At 72.6% G+C, this 14,557-nt stretch carries 13 protein-coding genes; 5 read left to right on the top strand and 8 right to left on the bottom strand.

All coding sequences use genetic code 11. The features are described from left to right. Positions 1-3: 3 nt before the first annotated feature. Positions 4-291 carry a DUF1905 domain-containing protein gene (locus tag A3G1_RS0115790; RefSeq protein ID WP_018350443.1) on the bottom strand — a complete coding sequence of 96 codons (288 nt, stop codon included), beginning with the start codon at positions 289-291 and terminating at the stop codon, positions 4-6. Between the two features lie 63 nt (positions 292-354). Between A3G1_RS0115790 and A3G1_RS0115785 the strand changes: the two genes are divergently transcribed. Together A3G1_RS0115785 and A3G1_RS0115780 are read left to right on the top strand one after the other, a co-directional pair. Further along, positions 355-1,674: a PQQ-binding-like beta-propeller repeat protein gene (locus A3G1_RS0115785; RefSeq protein ID WP_157641166.1), complete on the top strand. Its 1,320-nt coding sequence runs from the start codon at positions 355-357 to the stop codon at positions 1,672-1,674. Positions 1,675-1,763: 89 nt separating this feature from the next. After that, positions 1,764-2,624 (top strand): hypothetical protein, encoded by an 861-nt coding sequence (locus A3G1_RS0115780; RefSeq protein ID WP_018350441.1) that lies wholly within the window; start codon positions 1,764-1,766, stop codon positions 2,622-2,624. Between the two features lies 1 nt (position 2,625). Here A3G1_RS0115780 and A3G1_RS35135 read toward each other — a convergent pair whose 3' ends face one another. From A3G1_RS35135 to A3G1_RS0115760, 4 genes are all read right to left on the bottom strand, one after another. Further along, a complete protein-coding gene (locus A3G1_RS35135; protein WP_018350440.1) occupies positions 2,626-3,603 on the bottom strand; it encodes a serine hydrolase in 978 nt (325 codons plus the stop codon). 72 nt (positions 3,604-3,675) lie between these two features. Then, the gene (locus tag A3G1_RS0115770) at positions 3,676-4,806 is read right to left on the bottom strand and encodes a low temperature requirement protein A (protein WP_157641165.1); all 1,131 of its coding nucleotides are present in this window, start codon (positions 4,804-4,806) and stop codon (positions 3,676-3,678) included. 74 nt (positions 4,807-4,880) lie between these two features. Continuing rightward, entirely contained in the window at positions 4,881-5,888 is a 1,008-nt protein-coding gene (locus A3G1_RS0115765; protein WP_018350438.1) for a 3-oxoacyl-ACP synthase III family protein, read from the bottom strand. Beyond that, positions 5,885-7,759 (bottom strand): ThiF family adenylyltransferase, encoded by a 1,875-nt coding sequence (locus A3G1_RS0115760; RefSeq protein WP_211216316.1) that lies wholly within the window; start codon positions 7,757-7,759, stop codon positions 5,885-5,887. The genes A3G1_RS0115765 and A3G1_RS0115760 overlap by 4 nt, the downstream gene beginning before the upstream one ends. An 84-nt stretch (positions 7,760-7,843) precedes the next feature. Between A3G1_RS0115760 and A3G1_RS38615 the strand changes: the two genes are divergently transcribed. Further along, entirely contained in the window at positions 7,844-8,389 is a 546-nt protein-coding gene (locus tag A3G1_RS38615; RefSeq protein ID WP_018350436.1) for an EF-hand domain-containing protein, read from the top strand. Here the strand turns inward: A3G1_RS38615 and A3G1_RS0115750 are convergent. Together A3G1_RS0115750 and A3G1_RS0115745 are read right to left on the bottom strand one after the other, a co-directional pair. Then, positions 8,371-8,589 carry a sterol desaturase family protein gene (locus A3G1_RS0115750; protein WP_018350435.1) on the bottom strand — a complete coding sequence of 73 codons (219 nt, stop codon included), beginning with the start codon at positions 8,587-8,589 and terminating at the stop codon, positions 8,371-8,373. The genes A3G1_RS38615 and A3G1_RS0115750 overlap by 19 nt on opposite strands. Before the next feature lie 33 nt (positions 8,590-8,622). Then, a complete protein-coding gene (locus A3G1_RS0115745; RefSeq protein ID WP_018350434.1) occupies positions 8,623-9,339 on the bottom strand; it encodes a FadR/GntR family transcriptional regulator in 717 nt (238 codons plus the stop codon). Positions 9,340-9,435: 96 nt separating this feature from the next. Between A3G1_RS0115745 and A3G1_RS0115740 the strand changes: the two genes are divergently transcribed. Beyond that, positions 9,436-10,608: a GyrI-like domain-containing protein gene (locus tag A3G1_RS0115740; RefSeq protein ID WP_018350433.1), complete on the top strand. Its 1,173-nt coding sequence runs from the start codon at positions 9,436-9,438 to the stop codon at positions 10,606-10,608. Here the strand turns inward: A3G1_RS0115740 and A3G1_RS0115735 are convergent, their stop codons facing one another. Continuing rightward, on the bottom strand, positions 10,609-13,347 hold the full coding sequence (locus A3G1_RS0115735) for a helix-turn-helix transcriptional regulator (RefSeq protein WP_026212173.1): 2,739 nt from the start codon (positions 13,345-13,347) through the stop codon (positions 10,609-10,611). Positions 13,348-13,409: 62 nt separating this feature from the next. Here A3G1_RS0115735 and A3G1_RS0115730 point away from each other — a divergent pair, with 62 nt between their 5' ends. Further along, positions 13,410-14,528 carry an epoxide hydrolase family protein gene (locus A3G1_RS0115730; RefSeq protein ID WP_018350431.1) on the top strand — a complete coding sequence of 373 codons (1,119 nt, stop codon included), beginning with the start codon at positions 13,410-13,412 and terminating at the stop codon, positions 14,526-14,528. The last annotated feature ends 29 nt before the right edge of the window (positions 14,529-14,557 follow it).

The following is a 14,557-nucleotide window of genomic DNA, read 5'->3' as shown; positions in this document are numbered from 1 at the left end:
CGCTCATACATCCACGGTGAGCCGGATCGTGACCGTGTCGCCCACGTCCAGCCCCTCGGCCCTGCGGACGACGGTCTTCACCGGCACCACGTACCGGCCGTCCTTCGGGAACAGCGACGTGGTCCAGCTCGTGTCCCCGATCGCCGCGGTCACCGGGATCATGCCCCAGCCGTAGCTGACCCGGGCGGCCGTCGCCTCCAGCTCGCGGCACCCGTCCTCGGGGACGGTGACGAAGTGCCAGGGGGCCGGCCCGCGCCAGTACCAGATCTCTCCGGTGAACTCGACATCCATCGGCCCAGCATAGGAGCGGATGGAGGCAATCTCTCCGTGACCTGGCTTGCCTACCCTGTCCGCATGACGGTAATCGATCTCGGGGTTGTCGGCGACGCGGAACCAGCGCTGCCGGGGGAGCCGCGCTGGCGTGCGGCCCTCGCGGGGAGACTGCGGCCCGCGCTGTCGGCCGTGGTCCTGGCGAGTGTGCTGCTCACCTCCGGCGCGGCGGAGGCCGAACCCGTGCCGAGGATGCAGGAGGTCGTGCTGCCCGGCTCAGGGCCGGCTGATCAGCCGGAGGTCCTTTTCGACGGCGACACGATGTACGTGCTGGCCGGTAAGGGTTCCGCGGGTTCGCTGCGCAGGTACGACCTGAGCGGCCCAGCCGCCAGGCTGGTCTGGCAGGTGCCGGCGGAGACGCAGGCAGCTGGCCGGCTGCGCCTCGCGGACGGTGTCCTGGTCGCGAGCACCCGGTCCGCCCTCCTGGGGCCGGGCGGAGTGCTGATCCACCCACGGCTGACGACGACTGTCACCGACCCGGTGACGGGGCGCCAGCTCTGGCAGCGGCCGGGTGAACTCGTCGACGAGGTCCTTCCGCTGCTCGCCGGCGACGGCGCATTGTCGCTGGTGGACCTGCGGACCGGCCAGGCGAGATGGCAGCGGCCCGTCGCGGGTATCCACCAGGTTGTCACGGGCCCGGACGGCCTGCCGGTCACCCCGCTGCGGCTGGCCCGGTTCGAGGTACGGCCGGCTGTCACCGTGATGAGCGTCTGGGATCCGGAGACCGACCAGATCCTCGCCACCCGGGAGGTGCCGCTGGAAGCACAGCCGGGGCGCGGTGACATGGGCGGCAAGCCGGTCGGCGGGCTGATCGTCTTCCCGTCGGGCGAGGACGAGCTGCGGGCCTTCGACGCCGGCAGCCTCACCAGCGCGTGGACGAGCACGGCTGTGCGCGGGGTGGCCGACGCGTGGTACTGCGCCGGGCTGCTCTGCGTGCACAACAACCTGGAGACCGTGGCCCTCGACCCGCGCACGGGTACCAGAGTCTGGTCAGCGGCCGGGGCGGACACCGTCCTCAACTCGGCACTGTGGTCCGACCGCGTGTCCAGCCGGCAGCCCGTGGACCCGGCTCTGCTGGACACGGCGACCGGCCGTGAGATCCGCAGGCTCGGCCGCTGGCTGCCGGCCAGCCACTGGTCGGACGGCGGGGGCCAGCTGGTGCCGATGCTCGGCCGCTACGCCGAGCGCGGCGGAACCTGGGCCGGGGTCATGGACCGCAGGACCGGCAGGCTCACCCCGCTCGGGGTGGTCGGGCCGGGTGACAGCGCCTACTGCACTGGCCACGCGCGCTACTTCGCCTGCCTCGGCCGGCCGGGCACCCTGCGCGTCTGGCGGGCCACCTGACCGGAGGCATGGAGGCAACCTGGAGCGGGGCTGGAGGTGCTGGTGCCACCGTGGGAGCTCCGATCCCGGTACCGAGGATGGAGCGACCGATGGACCTTCCCACCAGGCGCTGGCTGCTGACCCGTGGTGCGCTCACGGCGGCGGCGATCACGATTCCCGCGACGTGGGCGGCGGGCCCGGCAGCCGCCGGCCCGGCCGTACTGCCCGCGGTGGACATGGAACTGGTTCTGCTCGCCGCGCAGGTCGACCCGCCGAAGCCCGACACCGGCCTGACCCCGGGTGCGAAGGCCCACGTGCTGCCGGTCGAGCAGGCGCTCCACGCGAAAGGGCTCCTGACCTCGGCGTCCGCTGTGGACGGTCACTACGGCTCGTCCACGATCTCGGCGTACTCCGCCTGGCAGCGCCAGCTCGGCTACACCGGGATCGACGCGAACGGGCTGCCCGGCGTCACGTCGCTGACGAAGCTCGGCGAGACCCGGTACACGGTGGTCAGGCCGGTGCGGTCCGGCTCGCGGACGGCCAGCTACGGCGGCAGGCGGGTCAACCAGCGCACGGCGGACATGCTCGCGGCCGCCGATGCCATGATCACGTCCAGCATCACGCTCAGCCAGGGCTCGTACACGACCGAGGACCCCACGTCCGCCGGCACGCACGACGGGGGCGGCGTCGTCGACATCAACGTGGACGGGCTGACCTCCGCGCAGCGCTGGAAGATGGTGAAGGCGCTGCGCACGGTCGGCTTCGCGGCCTGGCTGCGCACCCCGGCCCAGGGCTTCCCGTACCACGTCCACGCCGTCGCGGTCAGTGATCCCGACCTGTCGGCCCCGGCGCAGCGGCAGGTCCACGACTACTACTTCGGGAAGAACGGGCTGGCCAGCCACGCGGCTGACGACACGCCCGCCGAGTACCGGATGCCGTTCACGTGGTGGGAGAAGTACCTGCGCGGCTGAGTCAGGTCGGGCGGACCACGACCGGCACCGGTGTGGCCACCCCGAACAGCGCGGCGGCGATGTCGCTGACGGTGTGCACGCCGAGGTCGAGGGAGTCCTGCCCGGCGGGCATCGAGTACATGATCGCCAGTGTGTAGCGCTCGCCGGGCCCCGCGAACCCGACGGTGTGGGTCACCCAGTGCTCGGCCCCGCCGTCGACCTCCTCCGACCAGCCGTTCTTCGTGCCGGCCTGCTGAGCGGCGCCGGCGGCCCACACGCCCCAGTGCTGGATGTCGTCGACGGTGCGCATGGCCTTGACGACGAAGGCGCGGTCGTCGGCGTGCAGGCGGCTCAGCACGTAACCCATGAGGTTGGCCAGGTCGGCGGGGGTGCACTTCATGAAGCCCCAGTAGCGGTCGAAGCCGGTGACGAAGGTCAAACCCTTCATCGTGTACCGCTGCTGGAAGACCGGCACCATCGCGGCCCCGCCGCCCCGCTTCCAGATCCGGTCGGCGGCGTCGTCGGACGACCAGGCGAGCATGTCGGCGAGGTCGCGCCGGTCGGCGGCGGTGAGCGTGATCGTGCCCGCCCGGGATCCTTCGAGCAGGTACGCGACCATCGCCAGCTTGATCGTCGACGCCGTCCACGTGGCCTGGCCGGGCTGGCCAGCCTGCCACACCGCCCCGGTCTGCCGGTCACGCAGCACCACGCCGAGCTGGCCCGGCGACTGCTTCACCCGCGCCGTGACCTGCGCGAACCGCTGCTGCCACACGCAGTCCCAGCCGTCGGCGGCCTGGCAGGCGGCAGCACTGGGCCGCGCCGAGGCTGACGGGGCGGGGGCCGGAGCCGGCAGAGTCGGCACGGACTCCTCGCGGGGCTGGGCCGCCGGGGTAGTGCTGGGCGCGGGCGCGCTGGCGGGCGGTGTGCCCTCCGAGCAGCCGGAGCCGAGTGCGGCGAACGTGACCAGGGTGGTCGCCGCGAGCAGTAATCGGCCGATCATCGTGCGGCCCGAGGGGATCTGAGCACCCGGCCACTGTAACCGCGGCCCGGCGTGCGGGATGTTCGGCGCAAGTCAGGCCTTTGCCGCCGCCGAGCGGATCCGGTGGATGCCCCGGAGGAGCTGCCCGGCCGCCTCGGCGGCGAGCAGGGCGACGACGGCCCAGCCCGGCACGTACCCGGCGATCGCGAGGGCGAGCGTGACGGCGGCGACCAGCACGGCCGGTACGGCCCAGCGCAGCACCTCACCCCACGACCGGCCGGCCCGCACGGCGAGGACGGCGAAGCAGATCCGGTACACGGCCAGGCCCCCGCACATCGCCACCGCTGCCCCGGCCGGCAGGTGCTCTGGCTCGGCGACGGCGGTACCCAGCCCTGCGGCCATCGCCGTGAGCGAGGTCACGATCGGGAAGTGCCCGAGGGCGAAGATGTCCCGGAGCTGCCCGATGGTGCCGGACAGTTCCCGCTCGATCGCCGCGGCCCCGAAGTCGAAGTACGCCCACCACAGCGCGGCGATCCACGCGAGGCCGAAGCCGAACGACACCCAGCCATGGGCGCTCCAGTGCTCGTTCAGCGCCCTGATCGCGGAGACGATCGACTCCCCGAGCACGATGATCACGAAGAGGCCGACCCGCTCGACGATGTGGCTCAGCTCGTACCGGACGTCGCTGCGGCTCTGCACGAAGATCAGGAGCAGGACCTCGTACGCGAGCGCGCCCAGCCAGACGTACGGCCGGTCGTGCGCCGGCAGCCAGATCGAGCCCACCCACACCGCGCACGGGATCGCGTTGAACAGGATCACGCGCACCGGCCGGGCTCCCTGCTGCCCGCGCCGCCCGAGCAGCCACATCACGGCGATCAGCGCGCACGTGGCCGCGTACCCGAGGGCGTACACCGCGCCCCGGTCGCCGAGCGCGTCGGGGATCGCGGCGCCCATCACGGCGACCGTGGCCATCGCGGCGAGCATCTCCAGCCGGTACCGCGCGCCGCCACCGTCGGCGGTACCGGCCACGTTGCTCCACGAGCTGAACTTCAGCCACGCCCACCACGGGGCGGCGAACAGCAGCAGGAAGTCGCCGAACTCGCGCGGGCCGGGATCGCCCTCGAGATGGTGGGCCAGCTGCGACACCGTCACCACGAACACCAGGTCGAAGAACAGCTCGATCCACACCGCGTGCCGGGCCTGGGCCGCCTCCTGCGTACTCACGTTGACCAGGATCGCCGAGATCATCCGGGTACGCAGGGGATCACGCCATTCCGGCGGTCACGGCACCCGCCCGGCTACCCCGTGCCGACCCCGTGCCGGAACACCAGCGTGCCCCACTGGAAGCCGGCCCCGATCGCCGCCATCGCGTACGTCTGCCCGGGGCTCAGCCTCCCGGCCGCCGTGACCTCGTGCAGCGCGGTGAGCATGCCGGCGCCGCCCGTGTTGCCGAGCCGGTCGAGGGTGATCGGTGCCCGCTCCGCCGGTACGCCGAGGGCGGCCAGCGCCTCCGACAGGATGTTCAGGTTCGCCTGGTGCAGGAAGTAGTGGTCGATCTCCTGCGGGGCGAGGCCCGCCAGCCGGGCGGCCGAGGCGATGCTGTCCGGCAGGTTCACGGTCGCCGACTTCCAGACGGCCCGGCCGTCCATCCGCACGTGATGCCGCCCGGCGGCCACCGTCTCGGCGCTGGCAGGCAGCCGGGAACCGCCGGCCGCGATCTCCACGTCGTACGACAGCTGCGAGCCGTGGTGGTAGGCCAGCAGCCCGCCGCCGGCGGCCCGGCCGAGCACGAGGGCACCGGCGGCGTCGCCGAAGAACACCCGGGTCGTGCGGTCGGCGGGGCTGGTGACCCGGGAAGCGCAGTCGGCGGCGACGACCAGCACCGTACGGGTGGCCGGGTTCTGGAGCAGGTGCGCGGCGAGCAGCACGGCCTGGACGCCGCCGGCGCAGGCCGCCTGGGCCAGGTCCAGTGGCAGGGCGCGAGCGGCGCCGAGCCGGTCCTTGACGATCAGCGCGGTGGAGGGCAGGGGCTGGTCGTAGGTGTAGCTGGAGACGATGATCGCGTCCACGTCCAGCGCGGACCGGCCCGCTGCGGCGAGCGCTGCTTCGGCCGCTGGCACGCACATGTCCGAGCAGGACAGCTCGGGTGCCAGCCAGCGGCGCTCCCGGATGCCGGTCCGGGAGACGATCCACTCCTCAGTGGTGTCCAGGCTCTCGGTCAGCTCCCGGTTGGTGACCACGCGGGGCGGGAGATGGACGCCGGTACCGAGAATCCCGACTGGTACCGGCAGGCCGTTGCCCGTCATGCGATCGCCCCGCACTCAGGAAGGAAGCCGGAGCCAGCAGGCATCCCTGACGTGTCGCGCCCGGCCGCGACCAGCTCGGCCAGGTCGGCGTAGTAGCGGCCGGACGGGCAGTCCTCGCCGAGCAGGATGCGCCGTGCCGCGTCGGTGACCAGCGCGCCGCCGAGCGCGACACCCGAGGCGAGCTGCGGCCAGCTGCTCAGCGTCCGGCCGAGTTCGGCGACGGAAGCCCTCAGCTGCGGGCTGATCCGCCGGGTGTCGACCATGTCCAGGATCAGCGCGATCCGCCCGGCCGGGCCGAGGCCTGCGGCTTCCTGCGAGGTGACCCGGATGCGGCCGTGCAGCAGCGGCCTGGCCGGTTCCAGGTCGAACCGCTCGACGTCGAGCATGCCCCGGTCGTTGCAGTCCATCACGACAGGTATCCGCAGCTGTCTGGCCCGTTCGCGGGCGGCCACCTTCACGTACGGGCTGTCGCACTCCTCGACCAGCAGGTCCAGCCCGTCCAGGAAGCCCGCGAGGTTGTCCTCGTCCAGGCCGCCGGGGAAGATCTCGATGTCGAGGTACGGATCGATCTCGGCCAGCTGCCGGGCGGTGAGCACGGCCTTGTTCACGCCGAGGTCGTGTACCCCGGCCCGGAGCCGGTTCAGGTTGGACAGTCCGAAGTGGTCGAAGTCGGCCAGCCGGTACCGGCCGCCGACCCCCTCCAGCGCGAGCGTGACGGCTGCGCTGTTGCCGACCGAGAGGCCAGCCACGCCGATCGCCCGGCCGAGCAGCCGCCGCTGGGCGGGCCGCTCGATCTTCCCCCGGTTCCGGTCGGTGCGGACCAGGCGGTACTCCTCCCGGGGCAGCACGTGGACCAGGCGGCCCGACCACGGGTAGTGCACCCACGTCCCGTACTCCCAGGGTTCGAGGCCGGCCAGCTGCTCGGCCCGCCGGGCCGCGTCCGGGGCCGCACCGGGTTCCCGGCTGCTGATCAGCTCGGTGATCTGTTCCTCGATCGTGTCGCAGACCTCGCGCACCGCCCCGGAGGCCAGCAGCGCGCCCAGGGCGGCGCGGCCGTCCGGGTCGGCGGGGCTGAGTAGCACCGGCCGCCACGAGTCGCGGTCCGGCTCGCGGCCGGCGAGCGCTGCGGGGAGCCCGGGAGCCGCCTGCCGCGGGGCGGGGGAGTGCTGGCCTGGCGCGGCCGGGCCGGCTGTGCCCTGCGCGGCGGCGAACGCGGCAGCCAGGCCGGCCACCAGCTCCGTGTACTGGCCGGCCCCGTCGGCCGTCCGCTTCATCATCAGGACCACGTCCTCGGTGTACTGGTCGACGTACCGCCGCGTACCCGGCACCGCCCGGAACCCGAAGCGCTCGTGGAACTGGTCCTGCCCGTCCTTCGTCCCTGAGGTACCGGTCATCGCCACCGCGCCCAGTGCGTGTGCCGCGCCGATCGCCACCGCGTTGAGCTGGATACCCAGCCCGAGCTTGCGGGCCCGGTGCTCCACGACGAGCCTGCTGTGCTCGAAGACCAGTTCGGGGGCCAGCCCGCAGGCCGCCAGCAGGTCCTCGTACGCCGCGTCGCCCGCGTACTCGCGGGACTGGAAGCGCGCGGTGCTCTCGGGTGTGGCCAGCCGGACGTAGCCGAGCGGCGGGCCGTCCGGTTCGCGGCGGGCCAGGAAGTGCCAGGCGCCGCTGTCCAGGTCCTGGGGGTCTGCGTGGTGGCCGTCGGCGTGCCGGAAGGCTGGCCTGCGGCCCCTGTCGTACAGGATCCTGGCCCGGAGCTGCCGGATCTGGGCCACGGCGCTGCCGTCCTGCGGCGCCCGGAAGGCCTCGATCAGCCAGGGTCCGGTGGCGAAGGTCAGCCCTCTGCCACCCGTCAGCAAGTCGATAATCACGAAACATATTATGTGTGACAAAAGTGATGTTATGTGGCATTTCATCACCAAAGCGAAATATGTTCCTCACATTGGAGAATCGCCATGACCGACCTGCTCGAACGCAAGTGGGCCCTGTCCTTCGCCCAGCTCGACGCCAACCGGGACGGATTCGCCGACGAGTCGGACGCACGGACCCTCGGCCGCCTGGTCGCGGACAGCTACGGCCATCCGGAGGGCTCGCCCGGGGCTGGCCGGGTGCTCGACGCCTTCCAGAACCTGTGGGCAGCCATCGCCGCCGGGATGGACACCGACGGCGACGGCCGGGTCACCGCCGAGGAGTTCGTCGCGGGGATGCGAACGGTGCTGGCCCTGGAATCCGGGTACGACACGCACTTCCAGGCTGCCGTCGATCCGGTGCTCGACCTGGCCGACTCCGATGGCGACGGCGTGGTGACGCTGGGCGAGTGGCGGCTCTTCCAGCAGGCGTACGGCACGTCGCCCGCCGACGCCGACGCGATCTTCGAGCTGCTGGACGTCAACGGTGACGGCGAGCTGAGCCGGGCCGAGCTGGCGGCGGCGCTGCGCGACTTCTACACCAGCTCCGACCCGGACCGCCCCGGCAACCACATCTACGGCCGCCTGTCCTGACCGCCACCCGCCCGCATGGGTACCTGGCCGCCCGGCGAACGCTGGCGGCCAGGCCCGTGCAGGTTCTTCGCCGTGGGCGAAGCGCTCACACTCTGCTGGTCCGGATACGCGCCCAGCACCCGGTCCGCCGTCCCGCTCGTGGTCACCGTGAACCAGTAGTGCTCGTTGCGGTAGTGATGCAGCCGGTGATTGCGCCACACGGCACGGAACGCGGCTCACGGCCTTTCCTCCCATCAGTCAGGCTGCTGGTTCTCCCATCGGCCGAGCACGTCGAGAAGCGCGTTCGTCGTGGGCAGCAGAAGCTCGTGCGCAGCCGCGATCGCGGAGCCGCTGTCACCGCTGCGGACAGCCTCCACAACGGAGCGGTAGTCGCGGCCCGTTTCGTTGCCGGGGACGGAGGCCAGGACCTCCAGCAGCGGCTCGTAGGCGGCGCGCAGGTTGTTGAACATCAGGCGGAACACGATCGAACCGGCCGCCGTCACCAGCTCGTCCCAGAACTCCAGCGCGAGGCGCTGCGCGGCGACCGGGTCCGGCTCCGCCGCCAGCTCACCGGCCATCGCGTCCAGCGCGCCGATGTGCTCAGGCTCGGCCCGGCCAGCTGCCAGCCCGGCGATCTGCGGCCCCACCGCCAGCCGCGCCTCGATCACGCTGCGGGCCACGGAGGGGTCCAATTGCCCATCGTGTACCAGGAGGTGCGCGAGCACCCCGAGCCCCGCGTCCCGCCGGAAGTCCCGGACCGTGGTCGCGCCGCCCTGCCGCACCTCGATCAGCCCGGCGTGCGCCAGCCGCTGCAGGGCCTCCCGTACGACCGGCCGTGACACGCCCAGCGCCTCGGCCAGCTGCCGCTCGCTGAGCAGGCTGTCGCCGGCCTCGCCGCTGACGATGTTGCGGACGAGCTGCTCGAACACGTCGTCCCGCACGGAACGCCTGGCCACCGGGTTCAGCTCCATAGTGGAGAGCCTGGGACAGCCGGCCCGCACTGGTCAAGTGGTCAGACCAGTTCTGGCATGCCAGGACGTCGATTACTCTAGTGCTAGAGTAATGCCGTGAGAGCGACACTGACGCCCGCCGAGGCCCTGCTGCTGGGCCTCCTCGCCGAGCGGCCCCGGCACGGTTACGAGCTGGAAGAGGTCATCGCCGCCCGGGGCATGCGGGAGTGGACCGAGATCGGGTTCAGCTCGATCTACTACCTGATCGGCCGGCTGGAGAAGTACGGCTTCGTCACCGAGGTGCCCCACGCGCCAGGCCCGAAGCCCGGCAGGGGCAAACCCCGGAAGGTGTACGCGCCGGCGCCCGCCGGCCTGGCAGCGCTCGCCGAAGCCACCCGGACGGCGCTCGCCGAGCCGCACCCGCTCTTCCCGCAACTGCTCGTCGGCCTCGCCAACCAGCCAGTACTCGACTCTGCCGAGGTCGCGGAGGCGCTGGACCGCCGGGCAGCACTGCTCGCCGAGCGGGCCGCAGCTGTCCGCGCTGCCGTCCAGCCAGGCGCGCCGGCCTTCGTCCAGGCCATCTTCGACTACAGCCTCAGCCAGCTCGACGCCGAGCGACGCTGGCTCGACACCTACCGAGCCACCCTCCGAGCCGAACCGGGAGCGAATCCGATGTCCCCGTACGACGTCAAGCGAGACCAGAAAGCGCTCTACGCGCCCAAGAACACCGACTGGGGCCTGGTCGAGGTGCCCGTCACGCAGTACATCGCCGTCGACGGCAGCGGAGATCCGAACACCGCCGGGGAGTACAGGCACGCAGTGGAGGCGCTCTACGCCGTGGCGTACGCGATCAAGTTCGCCAGCCGCAGCGACCTGGGCCGCGACCTGGTCGCCGGGCCACTCGAAGGACTGTGGTGGGCCGACGACATGTCAGTGTTCACGTCCCGGGCCAAGGGCAGCTGGAAGTGGACGATGCTGATCCACCAGCCCGGCTGGATCACCGAGGAGATGATCGAGGCCGCGAAGGCCACCGCCGCCGCGAAGAAGAAGCTGCCGTCGATCGGCCTGGTACACCGCAGGGAACTCACCGAGGGCACCTGTGCCCAGGTCCTCCACATCGGCTCGTACGACGACGAGGCCCCGCTCCTCGAACGCCTGCACCAGGACTACCTCCCCGCGCACGGGCTCGTCCCGGCCGGCCTCCACCACGAGATCTACCTGAGCGACCCGCGCCGCGTCGAGCCCGCGAAGATGAAGACCATCGTGCGCCAGCCGGTGGCCCCCCAGTAGCTACCAGCCCGCCCGGTGGGCGATCGCCGCTGCCTCCGTGCGGCTCGACGCTCCCAGCTTCGCCAGGATCCGGGAGACGTGTACTCCGGCGGTGTTCGGGGAGATGCCCAGTTCGCGGGCGAGCTGGCGGTTGCTGAGACCCCGGGCGACCAGGGTCAGGACCTCGCGTTCGCGGTCGGTCAGGCCGAGCGGGGCCTGGGGCGCTGGCTGGGGTTCGAGGAGGTCCGCGATCCGGGCGGCCAGCGGGACGGCGCCCAGGCCGGCGGCCAGGGTCGCGGCTTCCGTGAGGGCTTCGCGTGCGGTGTCGGGGTCGCCGGTACGCGCAGCGGCGCGACCCGCGTCGGTGAGCGCCCGGGCGGTGGGGTACGGCTGGCCGAGGGCTCGCCAGGCCGCGGCTACGGCCAGCCACGTCTCCGGGCCGGCGTCGTCCAGCGCCGCGCGGGCCTCGGCCACGTGGGCGTCGGACACGGGACCGCCGGGAGTCTGCCGGTCGAGAAGCTCCCGGAGCGCTTCCCGGTCCTCGGGGGAGGCGATGCGGGCCGCGTCGGCGAGGCTGATCCGGATCGGGTCCAGATCCTCGGCCGTGTACAGCGCGGCGAGCACCGGGCCTGCCGGTACGCCCGACTCGGGCTCCACGGCCATCCGCAGCGCCAGGTAGAGCCAGTCGTCGACGAGGAGATCCGGGCGGCCACTCGCCTCCCGGATCTCCTCGACCTCCGCCAGCGCCGCCTGCGCCTGTGGCCACAGGCCCTGGGCGGTGTCGAGGGAGCCGCGAGCCGCCACGAGCACACAGCGGACCAGCAGTGGCGGCTCGGCGGCCAGCGCCTCCGTGATCAGGGCGCGTGCCTGCGGCCACCTGCCCTGGGCGGCGAGCGTCTCGACCAGGTAGGACTCCAGCGTGGCGCCCCGGCCCCGGTCCTGCCCGAAACGGCGAGCCACGGCCAGCCCGCGCCGTGCCGCTGCCTCCGCGCTGGCGAGTTCGCCGAGCCGGGCAGCCACGTCGCATTCGTACAGGCAGACCGTCAGCAGCAGGTCGTGGTCGCCGGAGGCCCCGGCCAGCCGGGCGGCCTCGGTCAGCGGCGGCTGCCAGTCGGGTGATCCGGTGCGGGCCCGGTACATGGCGAGCAGGAGGTGGCCGCGCGCCTGGAGCACGAGGTCCCCGGTCGCCTCGCCGATCGCGATCGTCTCCTCGGCCGTCCGCAGCTCGGAGTCCGGGCCATCGGGGAAGATCCGCGCACTGGCGAGAGTGGACAGTACCCGGCCACGGACCACGCTGAGCCCCTCGGCAGGCAGCAGTTCCCCGGCCGCCGCCAGGTCCGGCCCGCCGTCGGCGTTGGACCGGAACCGCAGCCGCCCCCGGATCTCCAGCATCGACGCGACCCGCTCAGCGTCCGTGGCCGGGTCGAGCAGTTCGAGTGCGGCAGTGGCCAGCTCGACCCCGCGCGGGTACTCGCCGGCGTGCTGGCAGGCGTCGACGGCCTGCTCCAGTACCTCCAGAAGATCTGTGGTTTCGGCACTGGACAGAACCAGCTCCAGGGCGCGGAGGCGCTCGGCAGGGGCACAGGACCGCCTCGCCTCCTCAGCGGCGCGCCGGCCAGCGACGGCGGTGCGCTCCCGGTCACCGGCGGCGTGCCAGTGCGCTGCCAGCTCGGCAGCCGGCGCGCTTTCGGCCTCCAGGGCCTCCGCGCAGCGGGTGTGCAGGCGGACGCGCTCGCCAGGTAACAGGGTTTCGTAGGCTGCGGCGCGGATCAGGGCGTGCCGGAAGGCGTATCCGTGACCGGAGACCACCAGCAGCCGCCGGTCCAGCAGCGGGCGCAGTGCCTCGTCGAGTTCGGGGCCGGGGAGGCCGACCACGCGCGCCAGGACCGGGTGCGACACCTCCCGGCCCAGCGCCGAGGCTCCGCGCAGGACCGTCCGGCTGCGGTCACCCATCTGGGTCATGCCGGCCAGCAGCAGGTCACGGGCCGAGTCGGGGGTGGCGTCCGAGTCGGGATCGAGCGCCTCGACGAACAGCGGGATGCCCTCGCTGCGCCGGTGCACCCGGGCCACCGCCGCCGGGTCGGGTTCGCGGCCGGTCAGCGCGCGCAGCAGCAGGCGCACCTCCTCGCGGTCGAACCGGGCCAGTTCGAGCCGGACCGCACCGGACCGCGCCAGCCCGCTGTGCAGCGCGGTGATCCCGCTGTCCTCCTCCGGGCGGAAGGTGGCGATCAGGAGCAGCCCGGGACGCCGGAGGTTACGGCCGAGGAAGGAGGTCAGCTCGGCAGTGGACACGTCGGCCCAGTGCAGATCCTCCAGGACCAGCACAGTCGGCACGGACTCGGCGGCGTGCTCCAGCAGCGCCAGCACTTCCTCGTACAGCAGGCTGCGGCCGGTCGGCCCGGAATCCTCGTCGGCGGGGCCCAGGGCCGGCAGCCAGCGGGCCAGCCGGCGCGCGCCACCGGGCAGCGCGGCGGCCACGTGATCGGCGCCCAGCTCACGGACCAGCTCCCTGGCGACCGTCACGAACGGCGCGTGCGGCAGCCCTGCCGACTCCGGGCACAACCCGGTCAGCACCCGCACGCCAGGACCCAGCCGGTCGGCGAACTCGGCCACCAGCCGCGTCTTCCCGATCCCCGCCTCGCCGCGCACCAGCACCACCTGCGCGCCGCCGGCCAGCGAACGGGCGTACGCCTCCTCCAGCGCGCCCAGCTCAGCCAGCCGCCCCACGAAACCCGATCCTCCGGCCAAACCGTTGATCATGGGGCCATGATAATGAGAAGTCGCTATATGGCCCACCACCTCTTTACGGGCAGGCTGAGACCATGACCGAGAAGATGACCGAGTACACGCTGGACATCCCGCAGGCCGACCTCGACGACCTCGCCGACCGGCTCGAACGTGTCCGCTTCACCGACGAGATCCCCGGTGCCGACTACGGCGTGGGCCTCGACCGGCTGCGCCGCCTGGTCGGCCGGTGGCGGGACGGCTTCGACTGGCGGGCGGTGGAGCGGCGGCTCAACGCGTACCCGCAGTTCACGACCGAGATCGACGGGCAGAACATCCACTTCCTGCACGTACGCTCGCCCGAGCCGGACGCGCTGCCGCTGATCCTCACGCACGGCTGGCCGGGGTCCATCCTGGAGTACGAGCGCATCATCGCCCCGCTCACCGACCCCAGCAGCCACGGTGCCGACCCCGCCCAGGCGTTCCACGTGGTCATCCCGTCCCTGCCCGGCTTCGGCCCCTCCGGCCCGACCACCGAACCCGGCTGGGGCACGGCACGCACCGCCCGGGCCTGGGCCGAGCTGATGGCCCGCCTCGGGTACGAGCGCTACGGCGCGGCAGGCAACGACGCCGGTTCGATGATCGCCCCCGAGATCGGCAGGCACGACCCGGAGCGAGTGGCCGGCGTGCACGTCACCCAGCTGTTCTCCTTCCCCTCCGGCGACCCGGCGGAGATGGCTGACCTCACCGAGGAGGAGCAGGCGGCGCTCGGCGTGCTCGGCTGGTTCTGGGAGAACAAGGGAGCGTTCAACACGCTGCACTCCCAGCAGCCGCAGACCCTCGCCCACGCGCTCGCCGACTCCCCGGCCGGCCTGCTCGGCTGGCACCTCCAGCTGCTCGACGAGGACCTCGACGACGAGTTCGTGCTCGCCAACACCGCCCTGTACTGGCTGACCCGCACCGCTGGCTCCGCGATCCGGTTCTACGCGGAGAACGCGCGGGCAGGCCACGAGCAGACCGGCCCGACCACGGTGCCGACCGGCCTGTGCGCCGCCGCCTCCGGCGACTTCCAGTCCATCCGCAGGTTCGCCGAACGCGACCACTCCGCGATCACGTCCTGGAATGTCCACGCGGGCGTCACCGGCCACTACGCCGCGCACACCCACACCGCGACGGTGGCCGAGGACCTGCGCGCTTTCTACGCGAAACTGCGCTGACCGATCCCAGCAGCCGGGGCCTCTCGTAT

Source organism: Longispora albida DSM 44784 (assembly GCF_000379825.1).
Classification (GTDB): domain Bacteria; phylum Actinomycetota; class Actinomycetes; order Mycobacteriales; family Micromonosporaceae; genus Longispora; species Longispora albida.
This window is presented reverse-complemented; position numbering and strand designations above follow the sequence as displayed.

Coding starts and splice junctions, on each gene's coding strand:
- A3G1_RS0115765 (WP_018350438.1), bottom strand. CDS start 5,888: ATGACGGGCAACGGCCTGCCGGTACCAGTCGGGATTCTCGGTACCGGC.
- A3G1_RS0115785 (WP_157641166.1), top strand. CDS start 355: ATGACGGTAATCGATCTCGGGGTTGTCGGCGACGCGGAACCAGCGCTG.
- A3G1_RS0115745 (WP_018350434.1), bottom strand. CDS start 9,339: ATGGAGCTGAACCCGGTGGCCAGGCGTTCCGTGCGGGACGACGTGTTC.
- A3G1_RS35135 (WP_018350440.1), bottom strand. CDS start 3,603: ATGATCGGCCGATTACTGCTCGCGGCGACCACCCTGGTCACGTTCGCC.
- A3G1_RS0115730 (WP_018350431.1), top strand. CDS start 13,410: ATGACCGAGAAGATGACCGAGTACACGCTGGACATCCCGCAGGCCGAC.
- A3G1_RS0115735 (WP_026212173.1), bottom strand. CDS start 13,347: ATGATCAACGGTTTGGCCGGAGGATCGGGTTTCGTGGGGCGGCTGGCT.
- A3G1_RS0115790 (WP_018350443.1), bottom strand. CDS start 291: ATGGATGTCGAGTTCACCGGAGAGATCTGGTACTGGCGCGGGCCGGCC.
- A3G1_RS0115780 (WP_018350441.1), top strand. CDS start 1,764: ATGGACCTTCCCACCAGGCGCTGGCTGCTGACCCGTGGTGCGCTCACG.
- A3G1_RS38615 (WP_018350436.1), top strand. CDS start 7,844: ATGACCGACCTGCTCGAACGCAAGTGGGCCCTGTCCTTCGCCCAGCTC.